The sequence below is a fragment of the Pantoea sp. Pa-EAmG genome (assembly GCF_030024295.1).
Lineage (GTDB): Bacteria > Pseudomonadota > Gammaproteobacteria > Enterobacterales > Enterobacteriaceae > Pantoea > Pantoea dispersa.
Genome location: NZ_JASEWO010000084.1, coordinates 1 through 19,457 on the forward strand (window position 1 = coordinate 1; position 19,457 = coordinate 19,457).

Consider the following 19,457-nt stretch of genomic DNA (forward strand, 5'->3'; position numbering starts at 1 on the left):
TCCCGGACGAACTCCACATAGGCGAAAACTATCGCAGTATTCATCCGCAGCATTTGCCCCTGCTCTGCAAGATTTTCGGTCTCTGCCCTGAGGTTTTTTACGCAGACCATGCACTCTTCATCAGACTTTGCGCGCCGGGCGATCGAGAACTGCTCTTCAATCACATCCCGGATTTCCTGCACAAACGGGAGTCGTGTAAGTCCATCCCTGATGTGAAACCCGGCTTCACGGTTAGCCGTTTCAATCAGCTTACGGGCTTCAAGATTGACCATCGATTCTGCCCAGGCCCTGTTGCGCCCATTTGAACGCATCATTGCGAGTAGTGCTTCATCCATTTCACAGTTCCTTTGATTAGCCGATGATTCGATAATACTTAATCAGATCCCTCTTAACATGAGAAGTTATTTTGGACCGCCAGGTTTACGCCCGTCCAGAATTCATTAGCGTTAGCTTGCGTTTTGTTAAACCTCAGCCCCTGGTTTGAATAAATGGCGCTAGTTAGCCTTAACGGCACGTTAGCCGAACCCGGCACCATTACATTAATCACTAATAGTATGTTGTAATTAATGGGTGTCATTGCCGCTTACATCTGGCATTGCTGCAAATCCGGCTGCAGCTCCTATGCTGTAGTGAGTCATTAACGTGCGGATATGAGGTATGCATGAGTTTACTGTTTAGCGCGACGCAGCTTGGCGAGTTGTCGCTGGAAAATCGCATTGTGATTGCACCGATGTGCCAATACTCAGCGGAAGAAGGTCAGGCAACGGCCTGGCACCGCATTCATCTCGGCCAGCTGGCGCTCTCTGGCGCGGGACTGCTGATTATTGAGGCGACGGCAGTGGAAGCCATTGGCCGTATCACGCCGGGCGACCTGGGGTTATGGGACGACGCGACAGAAGCCGCGCTGGCCAGCGTGCTGCAGGACGTACGGCGCTACGCTACCCTGCCGATTGGCATTCAGTTGGGTCACGCCGGGCGCAAAGCGTCCTGTGCTGCGCCATGGCAAGGCGGTGCGCAGCTCTCTGAGGAACACGGCGGCTGGCAGACCGTCGCGCCGTCTGCGCAGCCGTTTGGACAGGATGAGCGTCCGCCGGCCGCACTCAGCAAACAGGATCTGGCGCAGCTGAAACAGGCTTTTGTCGATAGCGCCCTGCGCGCGGTACGCATCGGCATTCAGCTGGTCGAACTGCATGCTGCGCACGGCTATTTGCTGCACCAGTTTCTGTCGCCGCTCAGCAACCAGCGTGGCGATGAATATGGCGGCTCATTAGAGAACCGTCTGCGTTTTCCGCTTGAGGTGTTCAAGGCGCTGCGCGCTGCGCTGCCGGCGGAAATCCCGGTTGGCGTGCGGCTGTCTGCCACCGACTGGATCGAGGGCGGCTGGGATAATCAGCAATCGATTGTTTTCAGCCAGCAGCTCGAAGCCGCAGGCTGCGCCTACATTCACGTCTCCAGCGGGGGCCTGGCACCGCAGCAGCAAATCAGCGTGGGCCCTGGTTATCAGTTGCCGTTCGCCCGCGAGATTCGCCAGCAGGTCTCGATTCCGGTGATTGGCGTGGGGCTGATTACCGAACCGAAACAGGCCGAGCAGGCGCTGCAGGAGCAGGATGCCGATTTGATTGCGCTGGCACGCGCGGTGCTGTATGACCCACGCTGGCCATGGCACGCCGCCGCCGAACTGGGCGCGCAGGCCAAAGCGCCGCCTCAGTACCTGCGTTCCGAACCGCACGGCCTGAAAGGCACCCTGAACAGCAACCAGTGATTTCCCTAACCGGCAGCCGCCCGGTTGCCGGTTCTGTTCTGGGAAATTTCACAGATTTCAGCCCATTGTGCGCGACCGCACTATTTTCGTCTTATGCTTTCCCGGCCAATTAACCAAAAGGAAAATGAGATGAAATTGCAGCATTATTTACTGGGCGGCGCGCTCTGCGCTTTCAGCGTGAGCGGCCTGGCCGCTGAGATGAAAAATCCCCTGAGCGTGCATGTGCTGAATCTGCAAACCGGCGTACCGACCGCAGGTATTGAGGTCGAGCTGGATAAGAAACAAGGTGACGAGTGGGTGAAACTGGCGCAGGGCACCACCAACGAACAGGGGCGTATTCCGGCGCTTTACCCGGCGGGCCAGAAGGCGCAGACCGGTATCTACCGCGTAATTTTTAAAACCGGTGACTATTACAAAAAAAACGCCCAGCCGACCTTTTTCCCGGAAATCCCGGTGATGTTCAACCTGGATAATGCCGAGCAGCACTACCATATTCCACTGCTGCTCAGCCAGTACGGCTACTCCACCTATCGCGGCAACTAAGCAAAAAAGGCGCTGCGGACGGTATATTTATACCAGTACGTTTTGTTGAACAGTTGCCTCGTTAAGCGATTGAATCAGGCAGGAGAATCTCTATTCCGTTGCTCCTGCCCATTACAGGGTAAGCCTGTTTTTTCGGCTGGTGTGATTGCTATAGCGTGCTGGCTGACGCATTAAAAACTGTCTGACTCAGACTACGCGCTGAGCTGAGTTCTGCGAAATCCAGCGCTCTGTTTTCGCTCTGCTTTCATCGGTTGCCGGATTAAAGAGCATCATCGTTAAATCCGGCCTGCCTTCAACAGAAAAGGTCGAGAACTCCAGGGCAATCGTTCCCATTTGCGGATGATGCAGCACCTTAAACCCTTCGCCATGCCCGGCCACATCGTTGTTACGCCACAGGCGGGCGAAGTCAGCACTTTGAGCGGATAGCTCCTCAACCAGTCGATCAATTTCCTCTGAAGCACCCAGGCGCGCGGCATCCGCCCGAAAGGCGTTGACGATGAGCCGGGCCACACCCTCCCAGTCGTCTTGCATCCCCCGCGCATCCTGATCGGTAAAAAGCAGGCGCAGAATATTGCGCCGCGCGGGCGGAAGTTGCCCGTAATCCTTCAGCACAACCGTCGCCGGGTGATTCCATGCCACCACATCCCAGGTGGCGGTTTTGATAATCGCCGGAATCGTCAGGCTTTCCAGTACGCGTTGCAGCCGTGGGGTTATGCTGTCGGACCGACTTACCCGGTTTTCTGGCGGATGCCCAAACGCGAGGATAAACAGATGATCGCGTTCGGGAGACGTAAGCCGCAGTCCGGCAGCAATGCGGTTCAGTACCTCACGCGAGGGCGCTCCCCCGCGGCCCTGCTCAAGCCAGGTGTACCAGGTCGGGCTGATATTCGCGAGCTGGGCAACCTCTTCGCGGCGCAGGCCCGGCGTACGGCGGCGGCCGGGCAAAAAACCAAACGAAGCCGGGTCAATTGCCAGACGGCGTGCCCTTAAAAACTCACCCAGCGGATTTTCAGAAAGCAGCGTCATAAATCACCCTGTTAATGTTTATACCCTGATAACTTCACTACTTTAATAGTAAAAGATCCGCGCTTACGCTGTCGCACTAAATCACTCAGGAGACAGGCTATGCGTATTTTTATAACGGGTGCGACGGGCTTTATCGGCTCACGCGTTGTATCGGCCCTGCTGGCTCGCGGCCATCAGGTGACCGGTCTTGTACGTTCAGAAGAAGCAGCTCAGCAGTTAAACGATAAGGGCGCCACAGCCCAGCGCGGTACGCTGGAAGATCCCCAGGCGTGGATTGCCGGCATTGACCAATGTGATGCGGTGATCCACACCGCTTTCGATCATGATTTCAGCCGTTTTGTCGAAAATTGCGAAAAAGACCGCCGCGTTATTCGCGCGATTGGCTCTGTATTGCAGGGCAGTCAGCGTCCGCTGCTCATCACTTCTGGTACCGGAATGGGTGATGACGGCAGCGGCCAGCCCGCTTTTGAGCAGAATTTCAACCCGGCACACCCTAACCCACGCGTCGCCTCGGAGCTGGAAGGTACTAAGCTCCTTGAATCGGGAATCGATCTACGTGTGGTGCGTTTACCTCAGGTTCACAACACCGAACGTCAGGGATTAATCAGCTATTACATCGCTCTTGCCAGGGAGAAAGGCGCGGCAGCTTATATCGGCGGAGGTGAAAACGCCTGGTGCGCGGCACACGTTGATGACGTCGCCGGGCTGTACGTAAAAGTGCTTGAACAAGGCGAACGCGGCAAACGGTATCATGCGGTAGCTGAGGAAAGCATTGCCTCACGGCTGATTGCTGAAACCGTGGCAGCAGGGCTGGGTATTCCTGCCGTTTCGCTGAAACCCGATCAGGCCGCGGAGCATTTCGGCTGGTTCGCCGCTTTCGCCAGGCTGGATCTGCGTGCCAGCGGTGCCTGGACGCGGCAGCAGCTCAACTGGCAGCCCACAGGACCGGGTCTTATCGCTGATTTAAGCAGAGTGAATTATTCAACTCAGTCGTAGCCCCAGCGCCAGGTAGCGGCGCAATTCATTGCGCAATTTACAACGCTGCGGCTAATGGATTAGCGCGATAAATCGCGCCACTACGAGCTGGTGCTGTGACCGTAAGCGGTGCAATTTATCGCACAATCTACAACGGCGCGGTGACCAGATTCGCGCGATAAATCGCGCCGCTACGAATACCTATGAACCCCATGGCTCTCGCCACTCAGGCCGCAGCAAATTGCGGTAACACACCCAGCCAGCTCAGCGTCCATGACAGCACATTCAGCGCGCCGAAAAGCAGCACCAGACCAATCGCCAGTGACGTACGCGGCCGATCGGCAAAGCGCTGTTGCGCACGCCGCGCCAGCAGCGCCGGAATAATCACCGCCCACAGCGTGGCAAACAGGCCGGCAAAACCGATGGCGGCGACGAAGCCATGTGGCCACCACAGCGAAGCGAGCAGCGGCGGCAAAAATGTCAGGCAGGCGGTTTGCAGCCGCGCGCGCGGGGAATGCCCCCAGCCGAGGCGGTCGGCGATGAAATCAAACAGGCCTGCCGTCACGCCGAGAAACGAGGCTATCACCGCAAAATGAGAGAACACCGACATCATCAGCGACAACGCGCGCACGTGCAGATGATCGCGCAGCGCGGCCATCAGCGCGGCAATATCTCCACCCTGCTGCACGATGTCAGGAAACGCGGCGCGCGGCAAATTCCCCATGGTGCAGACAATCCAGAACAGGTACAGCGCCAGCGACATCAGCGTGCCCAGCACCAGCGCGCGTGTCACCGGCGACTCGCGGCGCTGATAATAACTCACCAGCCCGGTGATGTTACCGTGATAGCCAAAAGAGGCCAGACAGAACGGCAGCACGCCCAGTGCGTAAGGCCAGTAGCTGTCTCCCGGCGCGGCGGCGGCGAACAGCGAGGGCACGTCAACCTGGGTTAACAGTCCGCCGAACAGCAAAATCAATAGCAGGATTTTTGCCAGCACGCAGAACGTCATCAAACGACTGACGCCGGTGGTGCCGAGCCACACCACGGCGGCGACACACAACGTCAGCGCGACTTTGGCCCCGGCGGTTGAGAGCGGCACGCCAAGCTGATTCAGCGAGTGCTGGTAAACCGGACCGCTGGCTGAAATATAAGCGTAGGTGAGAATGCCCAGCACAAACAGGATGCTAAGGCCATTGATGCTGGCCCAGCCGCGCCCAAGCAAATCGCGCGTCAGCGTATCGTAGCCCGCGCCTGGCGGATAATGCAGGCTGACACGCATAAACAGCAGCCCGGAGAGCAGCATTGCGCCCCAGCTGATGCCCAGCAGCAGCAGCGCCCAGCCAAACCACGCCCCGGCCATCACGATCGGCAACGTAAACATACCGGCGCCCACTACCGTCCCACAGATGATCATGGCACCCCACCATACCGAGGGCTGGCGGCGCGCCATTACGCTCTCCGTCATCACACTTTTCCTTGCACAACATAAAGGCGGCGATGATACACGGGATCGGTAACAAATGTGAGGCGCGGGCGGTGACTGACGGGAAGATGGCTGTCAACAGGTGACAATGTCACATAAAGGCGCACCGGTCAGGGTGCGCCAGCCGCGATGTGGCGGGATTAACGATAAAAAGCCGGACGTGGCGGCATGGTAATCGGGACAATATCACCGTTGTTCTGTGCCGCAACACAGGCATCGGCCGCCACAGCGGCGGCATAGCCGTCCCACGCCGACGGGCCTGTCATATTGCCTGACAGCACGTTGTTAATGAAATCCTGCAGCTCAACGTCATACGCAGCGATAAAACGCTTTTTCCAGTCGGTCAGAATGCCGGTGGAGAGCTGCGCCGCATGACGGGTTTGCACCGACATCGGTTCAGGCAGGCGGGCAATGCCGCTCTCGCCAACCACCTCACACTGAATGTCGTAACCATAGGCGCAGTTCACGAAGATCTCGACATCAATGCGGATGCCCTTTGCGGTTTCCAGCAGCACAATCTGCGGATCCTTCAGGTGCGATGACGCGTGGCGGGTCTTGCGTGGGTAAATCACCTGCGCGCTGATATAATCATCGTTCAGCAGCCAGCGCAGCACGTCAAGTTCATGGATCAGCGTATCGGTGATCGCCATATCGGTGGTATAAGCATCGCCGACCGCCGGATTGCGGTGCGCGCAGTGTAGCATCAGCGGCTCACCCAGGGTGCCGCCGTCGATAACCGCTTTCAGCGCGCGATAGCCGCTGTCGTAGGGTCGCATAAAACCCACCTGCACCAGTTTTTTGCCCGCGGCAATTTCCGCTTCGACGATATTCATACAGCCCTGCGCGGTCACCGCCAGTGGCTTCTCGCAGAATACCGCTTTGCCGGCTTTGATGGCTGCCAGCACAAACTCTTCATGCGTCGGGCCCCATGAGGTAACCAGAATGGCCTGCACCTCCGGCGCGACGATTAAATCGTGCGCGTTGTCGTAAATCTCCGCCTGCAAGCCGAGCTCGTTAATCACCTGCTCACAGTTGTTGCGATTGATATCATTAAGCGCGACCACGCGCGCATGCTGCAGCACCTGGCTGCAACGACGAATGTGTTCACGGCCGATAGCGCCAGTGCCGATTACACCAATGTTGAGTGTCATGCGAGGTTCCTTCAGCAAAATGCCGGATTGGTTAGTGGTTGAGATAATCAATGCTGCTGCGGATTTCGCGCGCAATATCCTCAGCGCTCCAGCTCTCCATCACCGAAGAAAACGGCTCGAAAGCATAAACACCGCGATAGCCCATCTCTTCCAGGCGCTGCACCTGCTCGCGGGATTTCAGCAGGTCATCCGCGCTCAGCATGATGCGCTCTTCGTCGGTGAGTTGATGAGTCGGGCGCGCATCCGTTACGCCAGAGAGATGCACCAGGCCGATGTGATTCACGTCTACGCCACCGGCAAAATCCTGTTCGGCGCCTTCGTACAGGTGATGATGGAAGGTATCCAGCACGATGTTAAACGGCACGCCGGCCTGAGCGATAAGCTGCTGCGCCAGCGCGGCGGAGCGCAGTGAGCTCTGCGGAAAACCGAGCGGTTCAACCAGCCCGGCAACACCATATTCGGCAAACAGCGGCGCCAGGGTTTGCAGCGCCTGTACGGTTTGCTCATTACTCACCGGCGTCCCATCATTGAGCGGACAGAGCACCAGCGCTTTCGCCCCGGTGGCGCGCGCATCGGCTAACAGCGCGCGCGTTTTTTCCAGCACCGAATCATCTAACTGGTTGAAGGGATACACCGCGTTGATGGTTTCGATCTCAAGCTGATGCTGCGCTGCCAGGCGACGCACTTCCTCACCGCCTGCGCCGTCGGTCACGCTGCCGCTTTTCATATCATTGCGTATTTCAACTTTATTTAATCCCAGCTGTTGCACCAGCGCGAAGAATTCCGCCATGCTGAGATGAGGAGCAATTTTACGGTTAACACAGAATCGGTCACTGCTTATTTTGTAGGTCATGATCTTTCCTGGATAATAATCACTGGGTAAGGTTCTGTTTGCTGCAAGGTACTGACATGCCCTGATAGTAAGTTATCTTTTTTGCCCGCTCTGCGGCTTCTTTGAGTGATTTACATCAGCCTGAGCGCCCTCACATTTAGTCTTTACCGTCATACAGTTCATAGAAATAGTGTTCGACCTGTTCCAGGCTGCGCCCTTTGGTTTCCGGGATAGCACGCAGCACGAACAGGGCGCCGCCGATCCCGATCACGGCGAAGGTGAGAAACGCCCCGGCCAGGCCAAAGGCGGCCAGCAACAGCGGGAAGGCCATGGAAATGGCGAAGTTGGCAATCCACAAGGCAAAAACGGCACCGCCCATGCAAATGCCGCGCATGCGCGCCGGGAAGATTTCCGACAGCAGCAACCAGGTGACCGGTGACAGCGCGCCCTGCTGAAAACATAAAAACATCAACATTCCGGCCAGTACCAGATAGGCCCGCAGCAGATTAACCGCACCACCGGCGTGATACTCCGGCATTAGCAGGCACACCGTAGCGATAAAGAACAGGCAGGCGGTACAGCCCATCTGCCCTATCAGCACCAGCGGACGACGACCAACCTTACCGATTATCACGATCCCCACCAGCGTCATGATTACCGAGATCACGCCGTTGGCGATGGTGGCGAACAACGCCGCATCGTTGCTCAGCCCGGTGGCAGTGAGCATGGTTGGCGCGTAGTACATGATGGTGTTCACACCGGTCAGCTGTTGGATGGCGGCAATGCCAATTCCCAGTAAAAACACTTTGCGCAACCATGGCGTGCGCAGATCACGCAGGCGACCTTTGCCTTGCTGGCGATGCTCTTCGATGGTCTCTTCGATCTCCTCCAGCTCCCACTCTACGTCCTCCGCCGCCCGGGTTTTCTCCAGCACCCTGCGCGCGCCAGCGGTGTTGCCGCGCATGACGTGCCAGCGTGGACTTTCCGGCATAAAGATCATCCCGATCCACAACAGCACGGCGGGTACGGTGGAGATGGCCAGCATCCAGCGCCAGGTATGTTCGCCACCCCAGATTTCATTGAAGGTTGCATTGGAGACATAGGCCAGCAGCTGGCCAGAGACAATCATCAGCTCCTGCAGCGTCACCAGTTGACCGCGTTTATTCGCCGGGGCAATTTCCGCGATATACACCGGCACGGTGGCAGCCGCCCCGCCAACGGCAATACCAAGAAACAGGCGTGACGCAATCATCGTCACCACATCAGGTGCGAAGGCAGAGCCAACCGCGCCGAGGGCAAAAATAAAGGCCAGCGTGATGATGATTTTGCGGCGGCCGAGGGCATCCGCGAAGTGCCCTGCCAGCAGCGCGCCAAAGGCAGCGCCGAACAACAGTGAACTGGTCACCAGCCCGGTAGTGAACGGCGTGAGATGCAAATCGCTGCGCATGAACAGCAGCGCGCCGGATACCACGCCGGTATCGTAACCAAACAGCAGCCCGCCGAGTGTCGCCACCAGCGCGATGATTTTTACGAAGGGTTCGGTTTTTGTTGTGCTGTTGGGGCCGGACGCGGTGTTGGTGGAGAGATAAAGTTCTTTTTCCATAATACCTCCTGGTAAAAAAATGCGTTAGGAAAAGCATCAGAACAAAGCAGCGCGTCCAGGCTATCGGCATTTTTATTTCATGTTAATTTATATTTGAAACCTGCTTTTCAAATTGTGAGTTCAAGCCTTTTGACTGGTTTATTTTGATGGATTTACATCAGCCTAAATAAGGAGAATGGAGATTGGGCGAGGTGGTTATTGAAGCGCAGCAGATCGGCCCCTTTACGCCGGGAGTCGCCACGCTTTGTGATCAATCGCGCAACAACTGCAAAAACCTTCTTGTATGGTAGTCGCTCTTTCACCTCTTCAGGATTTGTCATGGCCTCTTCAACTGTTGCTCAATCTGATACCGCTGAAGCTCACCCTAAATCATTGATCCGCCGCGTCGCCAGCGCCTCGGCGATAGGCACGGCGGCAGAATATTACGACTTTTTCGCTTACGGTACGGCAGCGGTACTGTTCTTTGGCCATCTGTTCTTTCCCAGCCAGGATCCGCTGGTCAGCACACTCGCTGCCTTCGCCACTTATGCGGTTGGCTTCCTCGCACGTCCTATTGGCGGCATGGTGTTTGGGCACATCGGCGACAAAGTGGGACGCAAAAAAGCGCTGGTGGCGACCATCCTGATCGTGGGCCTTGGCACGTTCTGCATTGGTCTGCTGCCAACCTACGAAAAAATTGGCGTCTGGGCCCCGGTATTACTGATTGCCATCCGCTTGCTGCAGGGGTTTGGCGTCGGCGGTGAACAGGCGGGCGCGGTATTAATGACAGCTGAATATGCGCAGCCTTCCCGGCGTGGTTTCTTTGCCAGTTGGGTGCAGATTGGTGCTCCGGTCGGGTTTCTGCTGCCGCTGGCGCTGTTCGCTGTGCTTAATGCCGCGCTGAGCGCGGAGCAGATGATGGACTGGGGCTGGCGCGTGCCTTTTCTGCTCAGCGCGCTGCTGGTGATTGTCGGCCTGTTTATTCGCCTGCGCATTGATGAATCGCCGGTCTTCGCCGCCATTCGTGAAACCAAAGCGGCAGAATCCAGGCCGTTAAAAGAGGTGCTGCGTGGTAATCCGCGGCTGGTGGTCAACGGCGTGGCAGCGAAACTGATCGAAGCCTGCGCCTTTGCCCTGTTTACCGTCATCATCCTTGCCTGGGGTAAGGCTAATCAGCTTGATGCCGGTATTTTGATGAACAGTATGATCGTCGCGGTGATCCTCGAAGTACTGGCGATCCCGCTGATGGGTGCCCTTTCCGACCGCATCGGTCGCAAGCCGGTTTACCTGATCGGCACGCTGCTGATCATGCTCTCGATCGTGCCATTTTTTCTCGCGCTGGCGCACAACAGCTACTGGCTCACGCAGCTGGCGATGATCGTGGCGCTGACGCTGGGCCACAGCATGTGTTATGCCCCGCAGGCGTCATGGTTCCCCGAATTGTTTCCCACGCATATTCGCTGCAGCGGTATCGCGGTGATCTGGCAGATCGGTTCGCTGATCGGCAGCGGCGTACTCGGACTGGTGGCAGTGAAGATTCTGCAGGTGACCCACGGCCACTGGTATGGTCTGGCGCTGTATGTTGCAGTGCTGGGTGTGATTTCATTGTACGGCCTGCTGCGTCTGCCGGAAACGGCGCCAGGCCGCCGCCAGGGTGAATATCACCGGTGGCAGCAGCATTAACGGTTAACGGCGCGGCAGCGCCACGCACAGCAGGCCGCAGACAATCAATATGACGCCAGCGAGACTGCTCCAGCGGAAGGTTTCATGCAAGGCCGGCAGAGAAATGGCGGCCAGCCACACCAGCACATAGCTCAGACTGAGCAGCGGATAGAGCCGGTTGAGCGGTAGCAGCCGCAGCGCCAGCAGCCAGCACAGCATTGAGCAGCCGTAGGCGGCCAGTCCGCCGATTAACGGTATCAGGCCGTGCTGCCACGGTAGCGCGGTCCATGTATCCAGCGGTGGCAGCACAAGCATCGCCGTGCGCAGCAGCAGCTGCGCCAGCGACACCAGCAGCACGCTGGCCAGCGCCAGCAGCCAGCCCTTCACAGATGGCTCCCCATCAGCGCAACCCCGGCAACGATCGCCAGCGTACCCAGCCACTGCCGCCGCGTGTAGGTCTCACGCCAGATGACGCGCGCCGCCACCGCCACCAGCACAAAATTCAGGCTCAGCATCGGGTAAGCCACGCTGACCGGCACGGTGCGCAGCACCACCAGCCACAGCAGCATCGCCGTGCCCAGCAGCAGCAGGCTGAGCCCCAGCCAGCCGAACAGGCGGTGCCCGCCGCAGTGGGCCGCCTGTTTCTGGCACAGCTGGGCGGCACAACTGAGCAGGCTTACCAGCAGGATCAGCAGCAGATTCATGGTGTCGCGTTGTAGCCGTAGTAGACCAGCCGTCCCTGCTGATAGACATCGTCCGGCACCGGCAGATGCGCATCCGCTTGCTTTTCGTCAGAATTCAGTAGCAGCACCAGTGCCACCGGACCCTGTCGGCGATGCAGGCGCAGCCAGTCAGCGAAGGCTTCCCCGTCGACGTAGCGCGTTTTTGCATCGGGATAACCCAGTCCGTACTCCAGCTCACCTTTTTCATCGAAGAAAGTGATATCGCTGCGGCGCAATTCCCATGCGACCGCAGAAGCGATGCCGGAATTGTCCACCACCAGATAGCGGCTCTGCGCCAGCTGTGGCCGCACGGCACTGACGAAGCTCTGCGGCTGTTTGCTATCACGCACCTTTTGCGGGATAGCAAACCCGACCAGCAGCGCCAATGCCAGCGGGCAAAGCGCAGCCAGTTGCCAGCGGCCTGTTTTCAGGCTTAACCAGCCCATCACCGCCCAGCCGGCAAATGCCAGCGCAGCGCACACTACCCGCAGCAACTCATCGCGCGCGTACACCGGATGGTGCGCCAGCCCCCAGGGTGCCAGCACCACCACGACCAGCAGCGTGGCAACCAGACCAAACAGCAGGTTGATCCAGCCATTTACCGCCAACGCCTGTTTCAGGCGCGCGGTGTTACCGTGCGCATAGTGCGCCATCAACAACGCCAGCGGCGCAAAGCACGGCAGGATATAGGTTGGCAGTTTGCCTTTGGCGATGCTAAAGAACAGCAGCGGCAGTACAACCCAGCTAAGCAAATAGATCGCGGCAGCGTGCTGCTGACGCTGACGCCATGCGCCGCTCAGCGCGCCTGGCAACAGGCCGAGCCACGGCAGACAGCCTGCCAGCAGCACCGGCAGGTAATACCAGAACGGCGCTTTATGCTGCGCGTCGCTCTCGGCGAAGCGCTGAATATGTTCGACCCAGAAGAAGTAGTGCCAGAAATCGCCTTCCTGATGCTGAATGGACAGCGCCCAGGGCGCGCTGATCGCGGCCGCCACCGCAATCGTGAGCGGCCCCCAGCGCAGCAGTTCGCCAAAACGTCGCTGCCAGAGCACCCATGGCACAATCGCCAGCACCGGCACCGCCAGCGCCAGAAAGCCCTTGGTCATGAACCCCATGGCACAGGCCGCGCCGAGCAGCACATACCCCGTCAGCCGCTGTGAGGTACTGTGCGCCTGCGCAGCAAACCAAAAGCTGCACATCGCCGCCACCAGCCACAGCAGCAGAATCGGATCGAGCACGGCATAGGTGCCAATGCCGTAAACCAGCAGCGAGGTAAGAAAGATCACGCTGGCGGTCAGGGCAATGTTGCGGCTGGCGAACATCCGCTTGCCCAGCCAGTAGATCAGCAGGGCACTCAGCGTGGTACAGATAATCGCACCGGCGCGCACGCCAAAATTATTATGCCCAAATAACAGCTGGCCAAGATTATTGACCCAGTAACCGGCAATCGGCTTCTCGAAGTAGCGCAAATCAAAAAAATGCGGCACCACCCAGTTACCGTTCAGCAGCATCTCGCGGCTGATTTCGGCATAGCGGGTTTCATCCGGCTGCCAGAGATCACGGAATGGCACCGGGATCAGATAATAGAGAGCAAAAAGCGCTATCAGCAGCACTATGCGGGTGCGGCTGCGCATCGGTGTTTCCATACTTGGGTCCTGTAAAATGTTAACTCTGGCAACCCAGCCAGCCTTCCCGGCCGGCAATGTGCCCGCGCACCACATGGCCCTGCGGCAGCGTACTGAGATCGTCCGGCAGCAGCTCGCTCAGCGGACAAAACCGAATGCCCTGCTGCTGCGCGCGCGTCAGCAGATCGGCAAAGGCGGGCAAACCGACGATGCCTTCGACCTCTGCGTGAATGGTATAGACCGGCGTACCGCTGGCGGCATGTATCTGCGCGAGGATAAAGTCGTTAAACCCCTCCGCGCTGACCTGCTGGCCCACCACTTCATCCCACGTTGGCAGGGTTACCGGAATTTGCACCGTGCCGAGGCTGCCATCGCTGAGGCGCGGTATGAACGGCCCGCTGCCGCGGCAGTCGCTGTTATAGCGAAAGCCAAACGGCTGCTTGGCATCCAGTACCCGGCTGTCGGCGCGCCAGCCTGCCACTGCAGAGCAGGTGACACTGTCACCCAAAATGGTTTCCAGCGCCGCTTTACCGCGCGCAATCTGCGCATTCAGCTGCTGTGGTGACCAGACGCCAGCCCAGGTCTGCCAGGCAAAGTGATCCCACGCGTGTAACCCCACTTCATGGTGATCTGCCGTGGCGCGAATAATCGAAGCCAGCCCTTTGCCTATTTCGCGGCCCGGCCAGGCGGTACCGGCCAGTAAAATATCCCAGCCGTACAGCGAGGCCGCGCGCGAACGCAGCATTTTCCACAGAAAGCGCGGCTTCATCAGGCGCCACAGGTGGCGCCCCATGTTGTCCGGCCCGACGCTGAAGAAGAAGCTGGCCTGCAGCTGATGCAGGCTGAACTGCTGCAGCAGCGCCGGTACGCCCAGTTGCGTGCCGCGCCAGGTATCGACATCAACACGCAAACCCACTCGCTTCATGGCTTTTCCTGTAGCTCAACGGTGCGCAGGAAGAAGTCCAGCGTATTGTCGATGGTGGTATCCATCGCCACGGTTGGCGTCCAGTCGAGCAGGCGGCGGGCGTTTTTAATCGATGGCTTGCGGTGCTCCACGTCCTGATAGCCTTTGCCGTAATAGCTGCTGCTCTCTACCTCACGGAAACCGGCAAACGGCGGGAAGCGATCGCGCAGCGGGTGGCGCTCAAAGCTGGCCAGCAGGTGTTCCGCCAGCTCTTTAATACTGGCTTCGTTCTCCGGGTTACCAATGTTAACGATCTGGCCATCGCAGTTGTTGTGCTTGTTCTCGATAATGCGGAACAGCGCTTCGATGCCGTCGCGAATATCGGTGAAACAGCGCTTCTGCGCACCACCGTCGATCAGCTTGATCGGCGAGCCTTCCACCAGATTAAGGATCAGCTGGGTGATGGCGCGAGAACTGCCGATACGCGCGGCGTTGAGGTTATCCAGCCGCGGGCCCATCCAGTTAAACGGACGGAACAGCGTAAAGCGCAGCCCCTCTTTTTCGCCATAGGCCCATATCACCCGGTCCAGCAGCTGTTTCGACACCGAATAGATCCAGCGCTGTTTATTGATCGGTCCGACCACCAGGTTGGAGTGATCCTCGTCGAAATGCTGATCGGTACACATACCGTACACTTCGGAGGTCGACGGGAAAATGATGCGCTTTTTATACTTCACGCAGTCACGAATAATCTTCAGGTTCTCTTCGAAATCCAGCTCGAATACGCGCAGCGGATTACGGGTATATTCGATCGGCGTGGCGATCGCCACCAGCGGCAGCACCACGTCACATTTCTTGATGTGATACTCAATCCATTCAGAGTGGATGCTGATATCCCCTTCAACGAAGTGGAAGCGCGGTTCATCCAGGAAACGGCTGATGGCATCGGAACCGATATCCAGGCCATAAACCTCAAAGTTATCATCCTGCAGCAGGCGTTCGGTGAGATGGTTGCCGATAAAGCCGTTTACGCCGAGGATCAGCACCCGCGTGCGGCGTTTTACCGCAGCAACCGGCTGCGAGTAAAGCAGCGCACCCGGCACCATGCCCAGACTCTGCGCCAGCTGGCTGCCGTTCATGTAAACACCGTTGTCGCTCTGCCCGGTGACCACTTCGAGCGCGCCCTCGCCGCAGGCAATCAGGAACGGCTCAACCGACAGCACCGTGCCCGGTTTGGCGCTGGGCGCATCCTGGTGAACCCGCCCTTTCCACACCACGAATTTCACCGTGCCGGCATACGCAAACGCACCTGGCCACGGATCGGTGACTGCGCGCACCAGGTTATTCACTTTAGCCGCCGGCAGCTCCCAGTTGATGCGGCCATCCTCCGGCGTGCGGCGACCGACCACGGTCGCTTCCGCGTCGTTCTGCGGCGTGGCGGCAATCTCACCGCGCTTCATCGGCGGCAGCGCGCCTTCCAGCAGCTGGCCGGCGCAGGCCACCAGCTTACGGTGCAGCGTCAGCGCATTATCCTGCGGGTCAATCGCCACGCGCTGCTGCGCCACAATGTCGCCGGCATCGGCACGTTTCACCATGCGGTGCAGCGTTACGCCAGTCTCCGTCTCGCCGTTGACCAGCACCCAGTTAAGCGGCGCACGACCACGGTATTTAGGCAGCAGCGAACCGTGCAGGTTAAACGCGCCGACCCGCGCGCAGTTCAGGATCGTGTCGCTCAGCAGTGCGCGATAATAAAACGAGAAGATAAAATCCGGCTGCATGGTGCGGATGCGATCCACCCACAGCGGATGGTTAGCATCTTCCGGCGCATAAACCGGAATGCCCTGCTCAGCCGCGAGGCGTGCTACCGAAGGAAACGCATGGCTCTCCGGCGAGGTATCCGCATGGGTGAAGATGGCACTGATTTCATAGCCTGCGTTCAGCAGCGCAGTGATGCCTGCACAGCCCATTTCGGCATAGGCGAAGACGATAGTTTTCATTGCTTAATTTCCTGTACAGACGGGGCATCTTGTTGCGGATGGATAACACGTTGAATGAAGTAGCGCGGACGGGCGCGTACGTCGTTATAAATACGACCGATGTATTCGCCCAGCAGGCCCATGCCGACAAACTGCGCGCCGACAAAAATAAACAGCACGGCAAACAGCATGAACACACCGTCACCGGCCCAGCTGGCACCGAGGAACAGGCGCAGCACAATCAGGATCAGAGAAAAGGCGAAACCGGCCAGTGCGATTAAGCTGCCGACAATACTCAGCAGACGCAGCGGCGTGGTGGTCAGGCAGGTTACCAGGTCATACATCAGGTTGATCAGCTTCATGAAGCTGTATTTGGAGTCGCCGAATTCACGCTCGGCATGCGTAACCGGCAGTTCAATGGTGCGGCGCGCGAAGGTGTTTGCCAGAATCGGGATAAAGGTGCTGCGTTCATGGCAGTTGAGCATCGCATCGACAATGTGGCGGCGATAGGCGCGCAGCATGCAGCCATAATCGCCCATCGCTTTGCCGGTCACGCGCTGAATCAGGTGGTTGATGGTGCGTGAAGCGCGGCGACGGAACCAGCTGTCCTGACGGTTCTGACGCACGGTGCCGACCACGTCGTAGCCTTGCTGCGCGGCTTTGACCAGATTGGGGATCTCTTCCGGCGGGTTTTGCAGATCGGCATCCAGCGTAATGATCACATCACCGGAAACATGGCTGAAACCGGCCATAATCGCCGAGTGTTGTCCGTAGTTGCGATTCAGCAGCACGCCGACCACGTGACTGCCCGGCATATCCGCCGCATCGGCGATCATCTGCGCGGAGCGGTCGGCGCTGCCGTCATCCACCAGTAAGATTTCATAGTCAAGTCCGAGCGTGCGGCAGGCAGCGTCGGTACGGCGCACCAGCTCCGGCAGGCTCTGTTCTTCGTTGTACACCGGGATCACCACGGAGACTTTGCGAATCGGTTTTTCTTCCAGCATCTCAGGCTCCCGCAAGGTGGCGTAAGGCAGCGATCACACGCGTTACATCGTCATCGTGCATGTCGGGGAACAGGGGCAGCGAGCAGATACGATCACTGTTCCATTCGGTGGCCGGCAGCGAGAGCTGCGGATAGCGTTCACGGTAATACTTGTGCGTATGCGCGGCGCGGAAATGCAGGCCGGTGCCGATGTCATGGATTTTCAACTGCTCCATCAGCGCATCGCGGCTGATACCGCAGCGCGCTTCGTCCACGCGAATGATAAACAGATGCCACGCATGCTGATGCGGCCACGCCGGCTGCACCAGCGGCAGCAACGGCGTATCTGCCAGCTCGCGCAAATAGCGCTCGGCGATAGCCTGGCGACGTGCATTGATGGCCGGCAACTTTTGCAGCTGCACCAGCGCAATCGCGGCGTTGATGTCTGGCAGGTTGTATTTAAAACCGGGCATGATCACTTCGGCCTGCGGTTTGCGGCCATGGGTATGGCGATCGTAGGCATCGACGCCGAGGCCGTGGAATTTCAGGCTGCGCAGGCGGTCAGCCAGCTGCGCATCATCGGTCACGACGATGCCGCCTTCGGCGCAGGTGATGTTTTTGATGGCGTGCAACGAGAAGATTGCGGTGCCCTGCTGCCCGACGTGCCGGCCTTTGTAGTAGCAACCTACCGCGTGGGCCGCATCTTCAATCAGTGGGATATTGTGGCGCGCGCTGACGGCGCGAAGGGCGTCGATATCCGCCGGCGCACCGGCATAGTGAACCGGCACGATGGCGCGGGTGCGCGGCGTAATAGCTGCTTCGATCTGTTCTGCGCTCACCATCAGGTTATCGCGATCCACATCGATCATCACCGGCGTGGCGCCCAGCAGCGTAATGATATTGAGCGTGGAAACCCAGGTCAGCGACGGGGTGATCACCTCGTCACCGGGCTGGATACCCAGCGCCATCAACGTGACGTGCATGCCTGCTGTGGCGGAGCTGACGGCAATAGCGTGCTGGTTGCCGGTGAGCTGGCAAAACGCCTGCTCCAGCGCAGCATTCTGCGGTCCGGTGGTAATCCAGCCCGATGCAAATACCGCCTGCACCGCGGCCAGTTCTTCCTCACCCAATGCCGGGCGCGAAAACGGAAGGAAACTCATAAGATAACCTTACTGTTGTGCCTGAAAACATGCTGAAAAATAAAACAAGCGTTATTGCCGCGCATGACAACCTGATGAAACACGCTGTAACCTTTTGTTTAAACGTTACTTAAACGAGTGCGTTTGATGTGCTGTTGTCATCTGCGCGCAACAAAACTTAAGCAGGTCTGTTTTATCGCTATAAGAAACCAAAATACGGGGGAAAACTTAACTGAACATTAAATGGCAAAGCGGCACGCTGACTTTTTTACGTGATGTTGAAGATTGGTAGAAGATTGCGCGCCGGGGCCGGAAATCAGCATCGGATCAGACATCATTGGCCTGCATGACGACACACGGCAATTAAAGTGGCTGTTTTTCAATACATTAACTAAGAGACTATACTGTTCTTAAGGTTATCCTAAGGTTGGCTGCTTATTCTTCCCTGGGATAGTGACGCCAAAGGCTGGACAGGAGAATGATGATGAGAACCGCGACTGACAGACTTTCACAGGCAGCACTGCGCCGGCATCACATTGGCGTGAAAACAAAAGGATTGCGTTTCCGCGGTGAGCTGTATGTGTTTCGTTATAACGCCGGCCATTACGACGTGTTTCGCAACAGCGAATGGGTGATGTCGCTCGCCACCAGCAATGTGCTGGAAGCCATGCAGCAGTTTAAACAGAGCCAGTAAATTCGCTGGCGCATTGACTGGATTATTATCTGTCGCCACTGGCGTATTGGTTAGATTGTTGCCCGCCTCAGCTGGCCCATCGATTGGATTTTTGCCTGTCTTCGCATCGATTTGGTCATTGCCTGCCCACAGCATTCAGGCATCCCCCGCTTATATCTCCTCTGTTCTCTGGAACCCGCTCGTAAATCCTGCTGCAAATCGCTGCAACGCCGCTTTGCTGCTCGCCACGCCGTCTCCACCGGCGTATTGTGCCTCTCGCACACCGGCCAGGGTTAGCGACAGATCGCAGTGCGCATCAATGCGCACCCTACAGGTTTTTTAGGGTCGCCATTCATGGCGACCTGTCGCCAAACCGCACAGAACTGGTAGCGGCGCGATTTCGCGGTGCGCATAAATGCG

The 19,457-nt window shown here is 58.1% G+C and carries 17 protein-coding genes and 1 pseudogene; 5 read left to right on the forward strand and 13 right to left on the reverse strand.

Annotated features, from left to right (window positions below):
* Positions 1-335 (reverse strand): annotated as a pseudogene (locus QMM04_RS12680) (hypothetical protein); the annotation flags it as partial.
* Positions 336-661: 326 nt separating this feature from the next.
* Between QMM04_RS12680 and QMM04_RS12685 the strand changes: the two are divergent.
* Together QMM04_RS12685 and uraH are read left to right on the forward strand one after the other, a co-directional pair.
* On the forward strand, positions 662-1,762 hold the full coding sequence (locus tag QMM04_RS12685) for an NADH:flavin oxidoreductase/NADH oxidase (RefSeq protein WP_282996285.1): 1,101 nt from the start codon (positions 662-664) through the stop codon (positions 1,760-1,762).
* A gap of 129 nt (positions 1,763-1,891) precedes the next feature.
* Positions 1,892-2,305: a hydroxyisourate hydrolase gene (uraH, locus tag QMM04_RS12690; RefSeq protein ID WP_104093291.1), complete on the forward strand. Its 414-nt coding sequence runs from the start codon at positions 1,892-1,894 to the stop codon at positions 2,303-2,305.
* Between the two features lie 186 nt (positions 2,306-2,491).
* On the opposite strand, the gene QMM04_RS12695 is transcribed toward uraH, so the two are convergent.
* Complete coding sequence (locus QMM04_RS12695) at positions 2,492-3,331, reverse strand: helix-turn-helix transcriptional regulator (protein ID WP_059012439.1); 840 nt, start codon at positions 3,329-3,331, stop codon at positions 2,492-2,494.
* 99 nt (positions 3,332-3,430) lie between these two features.
* Between QMM04_RS12695 and QMM04_RS12700 the strand changes: the two genes are divergently transcribed.
* Positions 3,431-4,327, forward strand: a complete 897-nt coding sequence (locus QMM04_RS12700; RefSeq protein ID WP_282996286.1) for an SDR family oxidoreductase — start codon at positions 3,431-3,433, stop codon at positions 4,325-4,327.
* Between the two features lie 205 nt (positions 4,328-4,532).
* On the opposite strand, the gene QMM04_RS12705 is transcribed toward QMM04_RS12700, so the two are convergent.
* The 4 genes from QMM04_RS12705 to QMM04_RS12720 all read right to left on the reverse strand — a co-directional run bounded on the left by QMM04_RS12705 (position 4,533) and on the right by QMM04_RS12720 (position 9,375).
* Complete coding sequence (locus QMM04_RS12705; protein ID WP_127834912.1) at positions 4,533-5,771, reverse strand: aromatic amino acid transporter; 1,239 nt, start codon at positions 5,769-5,771, stop codon at positions 4,533-4,535.
* 158 nt (positions 5,772-5,929) lie between these two features.
* Positions 5,930-6,940, reverse strand: a complete 1,011-nt coding sequence (locus tag QMM04_RS12710) for a Gfo/Idh/MocA family oxidoreductase (RefSeq protein WP_282996287.1) — start codon at positions 6,938-6,940, stop codon at positions 5,930-5,932.
* Positions 6,941-6,971: 31 nt separating this feature from the next.
* Positions 6,972-7,793, reverse strand: a complete 822-nt coding sequence (locus QMM04_RS12715; RefSeq protein ID WP_282996288.1) for a TIM barrel protein — start codon at positions 7,791-7,793, stop codon at positions 6,972-6,974.
* 136 nt (positions 7,794-7,929) lie between these two features.
* A complete protein-coding gene (locus QMM04_RS12720) occupies positions 7,930-9,375 on the reverse strand; it encodes a sugar porter family MFS transporter (RefSeq protein ID WP_058781499.1) in 1,446 nt (481 codons plus the stop codon).
* A 318-nt stretch (positions 9,376-9,693) separates the two neighbouring features.
* Here QMM04_RS12720 and QMM04_RS12725 point away from each other — a divergent pair, with 318 nt between their 5' ends.
* The gene (locus QMM04_RS12725; protein ID WP_282996289.1) at positions 9,694-11,037 is read left to right on the forward strand and encodes an MFS transporter; all 1,344 of its coding nucleotides are present in this window, start codon (positions 9,694-9,696) and stop codon (positions 11,035-11,037) included.
* 3 nt (positions 11,038-11,040) lie between these two features.
* Here QMM04_RS12725 and arnF read toward each other — a convergent pair whose 3' ends face one another.
* From arnF to arnB, 7 genes are read right to left on the reverse strand one after another with little or no spacing between them, the layout of a single operon-like run.
* Positions 11,041-11,403 carry a 4-amino-4-deoxy-L-arabinose-phosphoundecaprenol flippase subunit ArnF gene (gene arnF / locus QMM04_RS12730; protein WP_058759137.1) on the reverse strand — a complete coding sequence of 121 codons (363 nt, stop codon included), beginning with the start codon at positions 11,401-11,403 and terminating at the stop codon, positions 11,041-11,043.
* Positions 11,400-11,720: a 4-amino-4-deoxy-L-arabinose-phosphoundecaprenol flippase subunit ArnE gene (arnE, locus tag QMM04_RS12735; RefSeq protein ID WP_088517260.1), complete on the reverse strand. Its 321-nt coding sequence runs from the start codon at positions 11,718-11,720 to the stop codon at positions 11,400-11,402. Before arnE ends, arnF begins: the two co-directional genes overlap by 4 nt.
* Positions 11,717-13,372: a lipid IV(A) 4-amino-4-deoxy-L-arabinosyltransferase gene (gene arnT / locus QMM04_RS12740; protein ID WP_282996291.1), complete on the reverse strand. Its 1,656-nt coding sequence runs from the start codon at positions 13,370-13,372 to the stop codon at positions 11,717-11,719. The genes arnE and arnT overlap by 4 nt, the downstream gene beginning before the upstream one ends.
* A gap of 31 nt (positions 13,373-13,403) precedes the next feature.
* Positions 13,404-14,288 (reverse strand): 4-deoxy-4-formamido-L-arabinose-phosphoundecaprenol deformylase, encoded by an 885-nt coding sequence (gene arnD, locus QMM04_RS12745; protein WP_282996290.1) that lies wholly within the window; start codon positions 14,286-14,288, stop codon positions 13,404-13,406.
* Positions 14,285-16,264: a bifunctional UDP-4-amino-4-deoxy-L-arabinose formyltransferase/UDP-glucuronic acid oxidase ArnA gene (arnA, locus tag QMM04_RS12750; RefSeq protein ID WP_058759134.1), complete on the reverse strand. Its 1,980-nt coding sequence runs from the start codon at positions 16,262-16,264 to the stop codon at positions 14,285-14,287. The genes arnD and arnA overlap by 4 nt, the downstream gene beginning before the upstream one ends.
* Positions 16,261-17,247 carry an undecaprenyl-phosphate 4-deoxy-4-formamido-L-arabinose transferase gene (gene arnC / locus QMM04_RS12755; protein ID WP_021509379.1) on the reverse strand — a complete coding sequence of 329 codons (987 nt, stop codon included), beginning with the start codon at positions 17,245-17,247 and terminating at the stop codon, positions 16,261-16,263. The genes arnA and arnC overlap by 4 nt, the downstream gene beginning before the upstream one ends.
* A 1-nt stretch (position 17,248) precedes the next feature.
* Positions 17,249-18,385 carry a UDP-4-amino-4-deoxy-L-arabinose aminotransferase gene (gene arnB, locus QMM04_RS12760; protein ID WP_058781504.1) on the reverse strand — a complete coding sequence of 379 codons (1,137 nt, stop codon included), beginning with the start codon at positions 18,383-18,385 and terminating at the stop codon, positions 17,249-17,251.
* A 457-nt stretch (positions 18,386-18,842) separates the two neighbouring features.
* On the opposite strand from arnB, the gene QMM04_RS12765 reads away from it, so the two are divergent.
* The gene (locus tag QMM04_RS12765) at positions 18,843-19,058 is read left to right on the forward strand and encodes a hypothetical protein (protein ID WP_227746467.1); all 216 of its coding nucleotides are present in this window, start codon (positions 18,843-18,845) and stop codon (positions 19,056-19,058) included.
* Positions 19,059-19,457: the final 399 nt, after the last annotated feature.

What these genes read in the sequence shown, in the direction of transcription:
- QMM04_RS12685 (WP_282996285.1), top strand. Translation starts at nt 662, where the DNA reads ATGAGTTTACTGTTTAGCGCGACGCAGCTTGGCGAGTTGTCGCTGGAA.
- uraH (WP_104093291.1), top strand. Translation starts at nt 1,892, where the DNA reads ATGAAATTGCAGCATTATTTACTGGGCGGCGCGCTCTGCGCTTTCAGC.
- QMM04_RS12695 (WP_059012439.1), bottom strand. Translation starts at nt 3,331, where the DNA reads ATGACGCTGCTTTCTGAAAATCCGCTGGGTGAGTTTTTAAGGGCACGC.
- QMM04_RS12700 (WP_282996286.1), top strand. Translation starts at nt 3,431, where the DNA reads ATGCGTATTTTTATAACGGGTGCGACGGGCTTTATCGGCTCACGCGTT.
- QMM04_RS12705 (WP_127834912.1), bottom strand. Translation starts at nt 5,771, where the DNA reads ATGACGGAGAGCGTAATGGCGCGCCGCCAGCCCTCGGTATGGTGGGGT.
- QMM04_RS12710 (WP_282996287.1), bottom strand. Translation starts at nt 6,940, where the DNA reads ATGACACTCAACATTGGTGTAATCGGCACTGGCGCTATCGGCCGTGAA.
- QMM04_RS12715 (WP_282996288.1), bottom strand. Translation starts at nt 7,793, where the DNA reads ATGACCTACAAAATAAGCAGTGACCGATTCTGTGTTAACCGTAAAATT.
- QMM04_RS12720 (WP_058781499.1), bottom strand. Translation starts at nt 9,375, where the DNA reads ATGGAAAAAGAACTTTATCTCTCCACCAACACCGCGTCCGGCCCCAAC.
- QMM04_RS12725 (WP_282996289.1), top strand. Translation starts at nt 9,694, where the DNA reads ATGGCCTCTTCAACTGTTGCTCAATCTGATACCGCTGAAGCTCACCCT.
- arnE (WP_088517260.1), bottom strand. Translation starts at nt 11,720, where the DNA reads ATGAATCTGCTGCTGATCCTGCTGGTAAGCCTGCTCAGTTGTGCCGCC.
- arnT (WP_282996291.1), bottom strand. Translation starts at nt 13,372, where the DNA reads ATGCGCAGCCGCACCCGCATAGTGCTGCTGATAGCGCTTTTTGCTCTC.
- arnD (WP_282996290.1), bottom strand. Translation starts at nt 14,288, where the DNA reads ATGAAGCGAGTGGGTTTGCGTGTTGATGTCGATACCTGGCGCGGCACG.
- arnA (WP_058759134.1), bottom strand. Translation starts at nt 16,264, where the DNA reads ATGAAAACTATCGTCTTCGCCTATGCCGAAATGGGCTGTGCAGGCATC.
- arnC (WP_021509379.1), bottom strand. Translation starts at nt 17,247, where the DNA reads ATGCTGGAAGAAAAACCGATTCGCAAAGTCTCCGTGGTGATCCCGGTG.
- arnB (WP_058781504.1), bottom strand. Translation starts at nt 18,385, where the DNA reads ATGAGTTTCCTTCCGTTTTCGCGCCCGGCATTGGGTGAGGAAGAACTG.
- QMM04_RS12765 (WP_227746467.1), top strand. Translation starts at nt 18,843, where the DNA reads ATGATGATGAGAACCGCGACTGACAGACTTTCACAGGCAGCACTGCGC.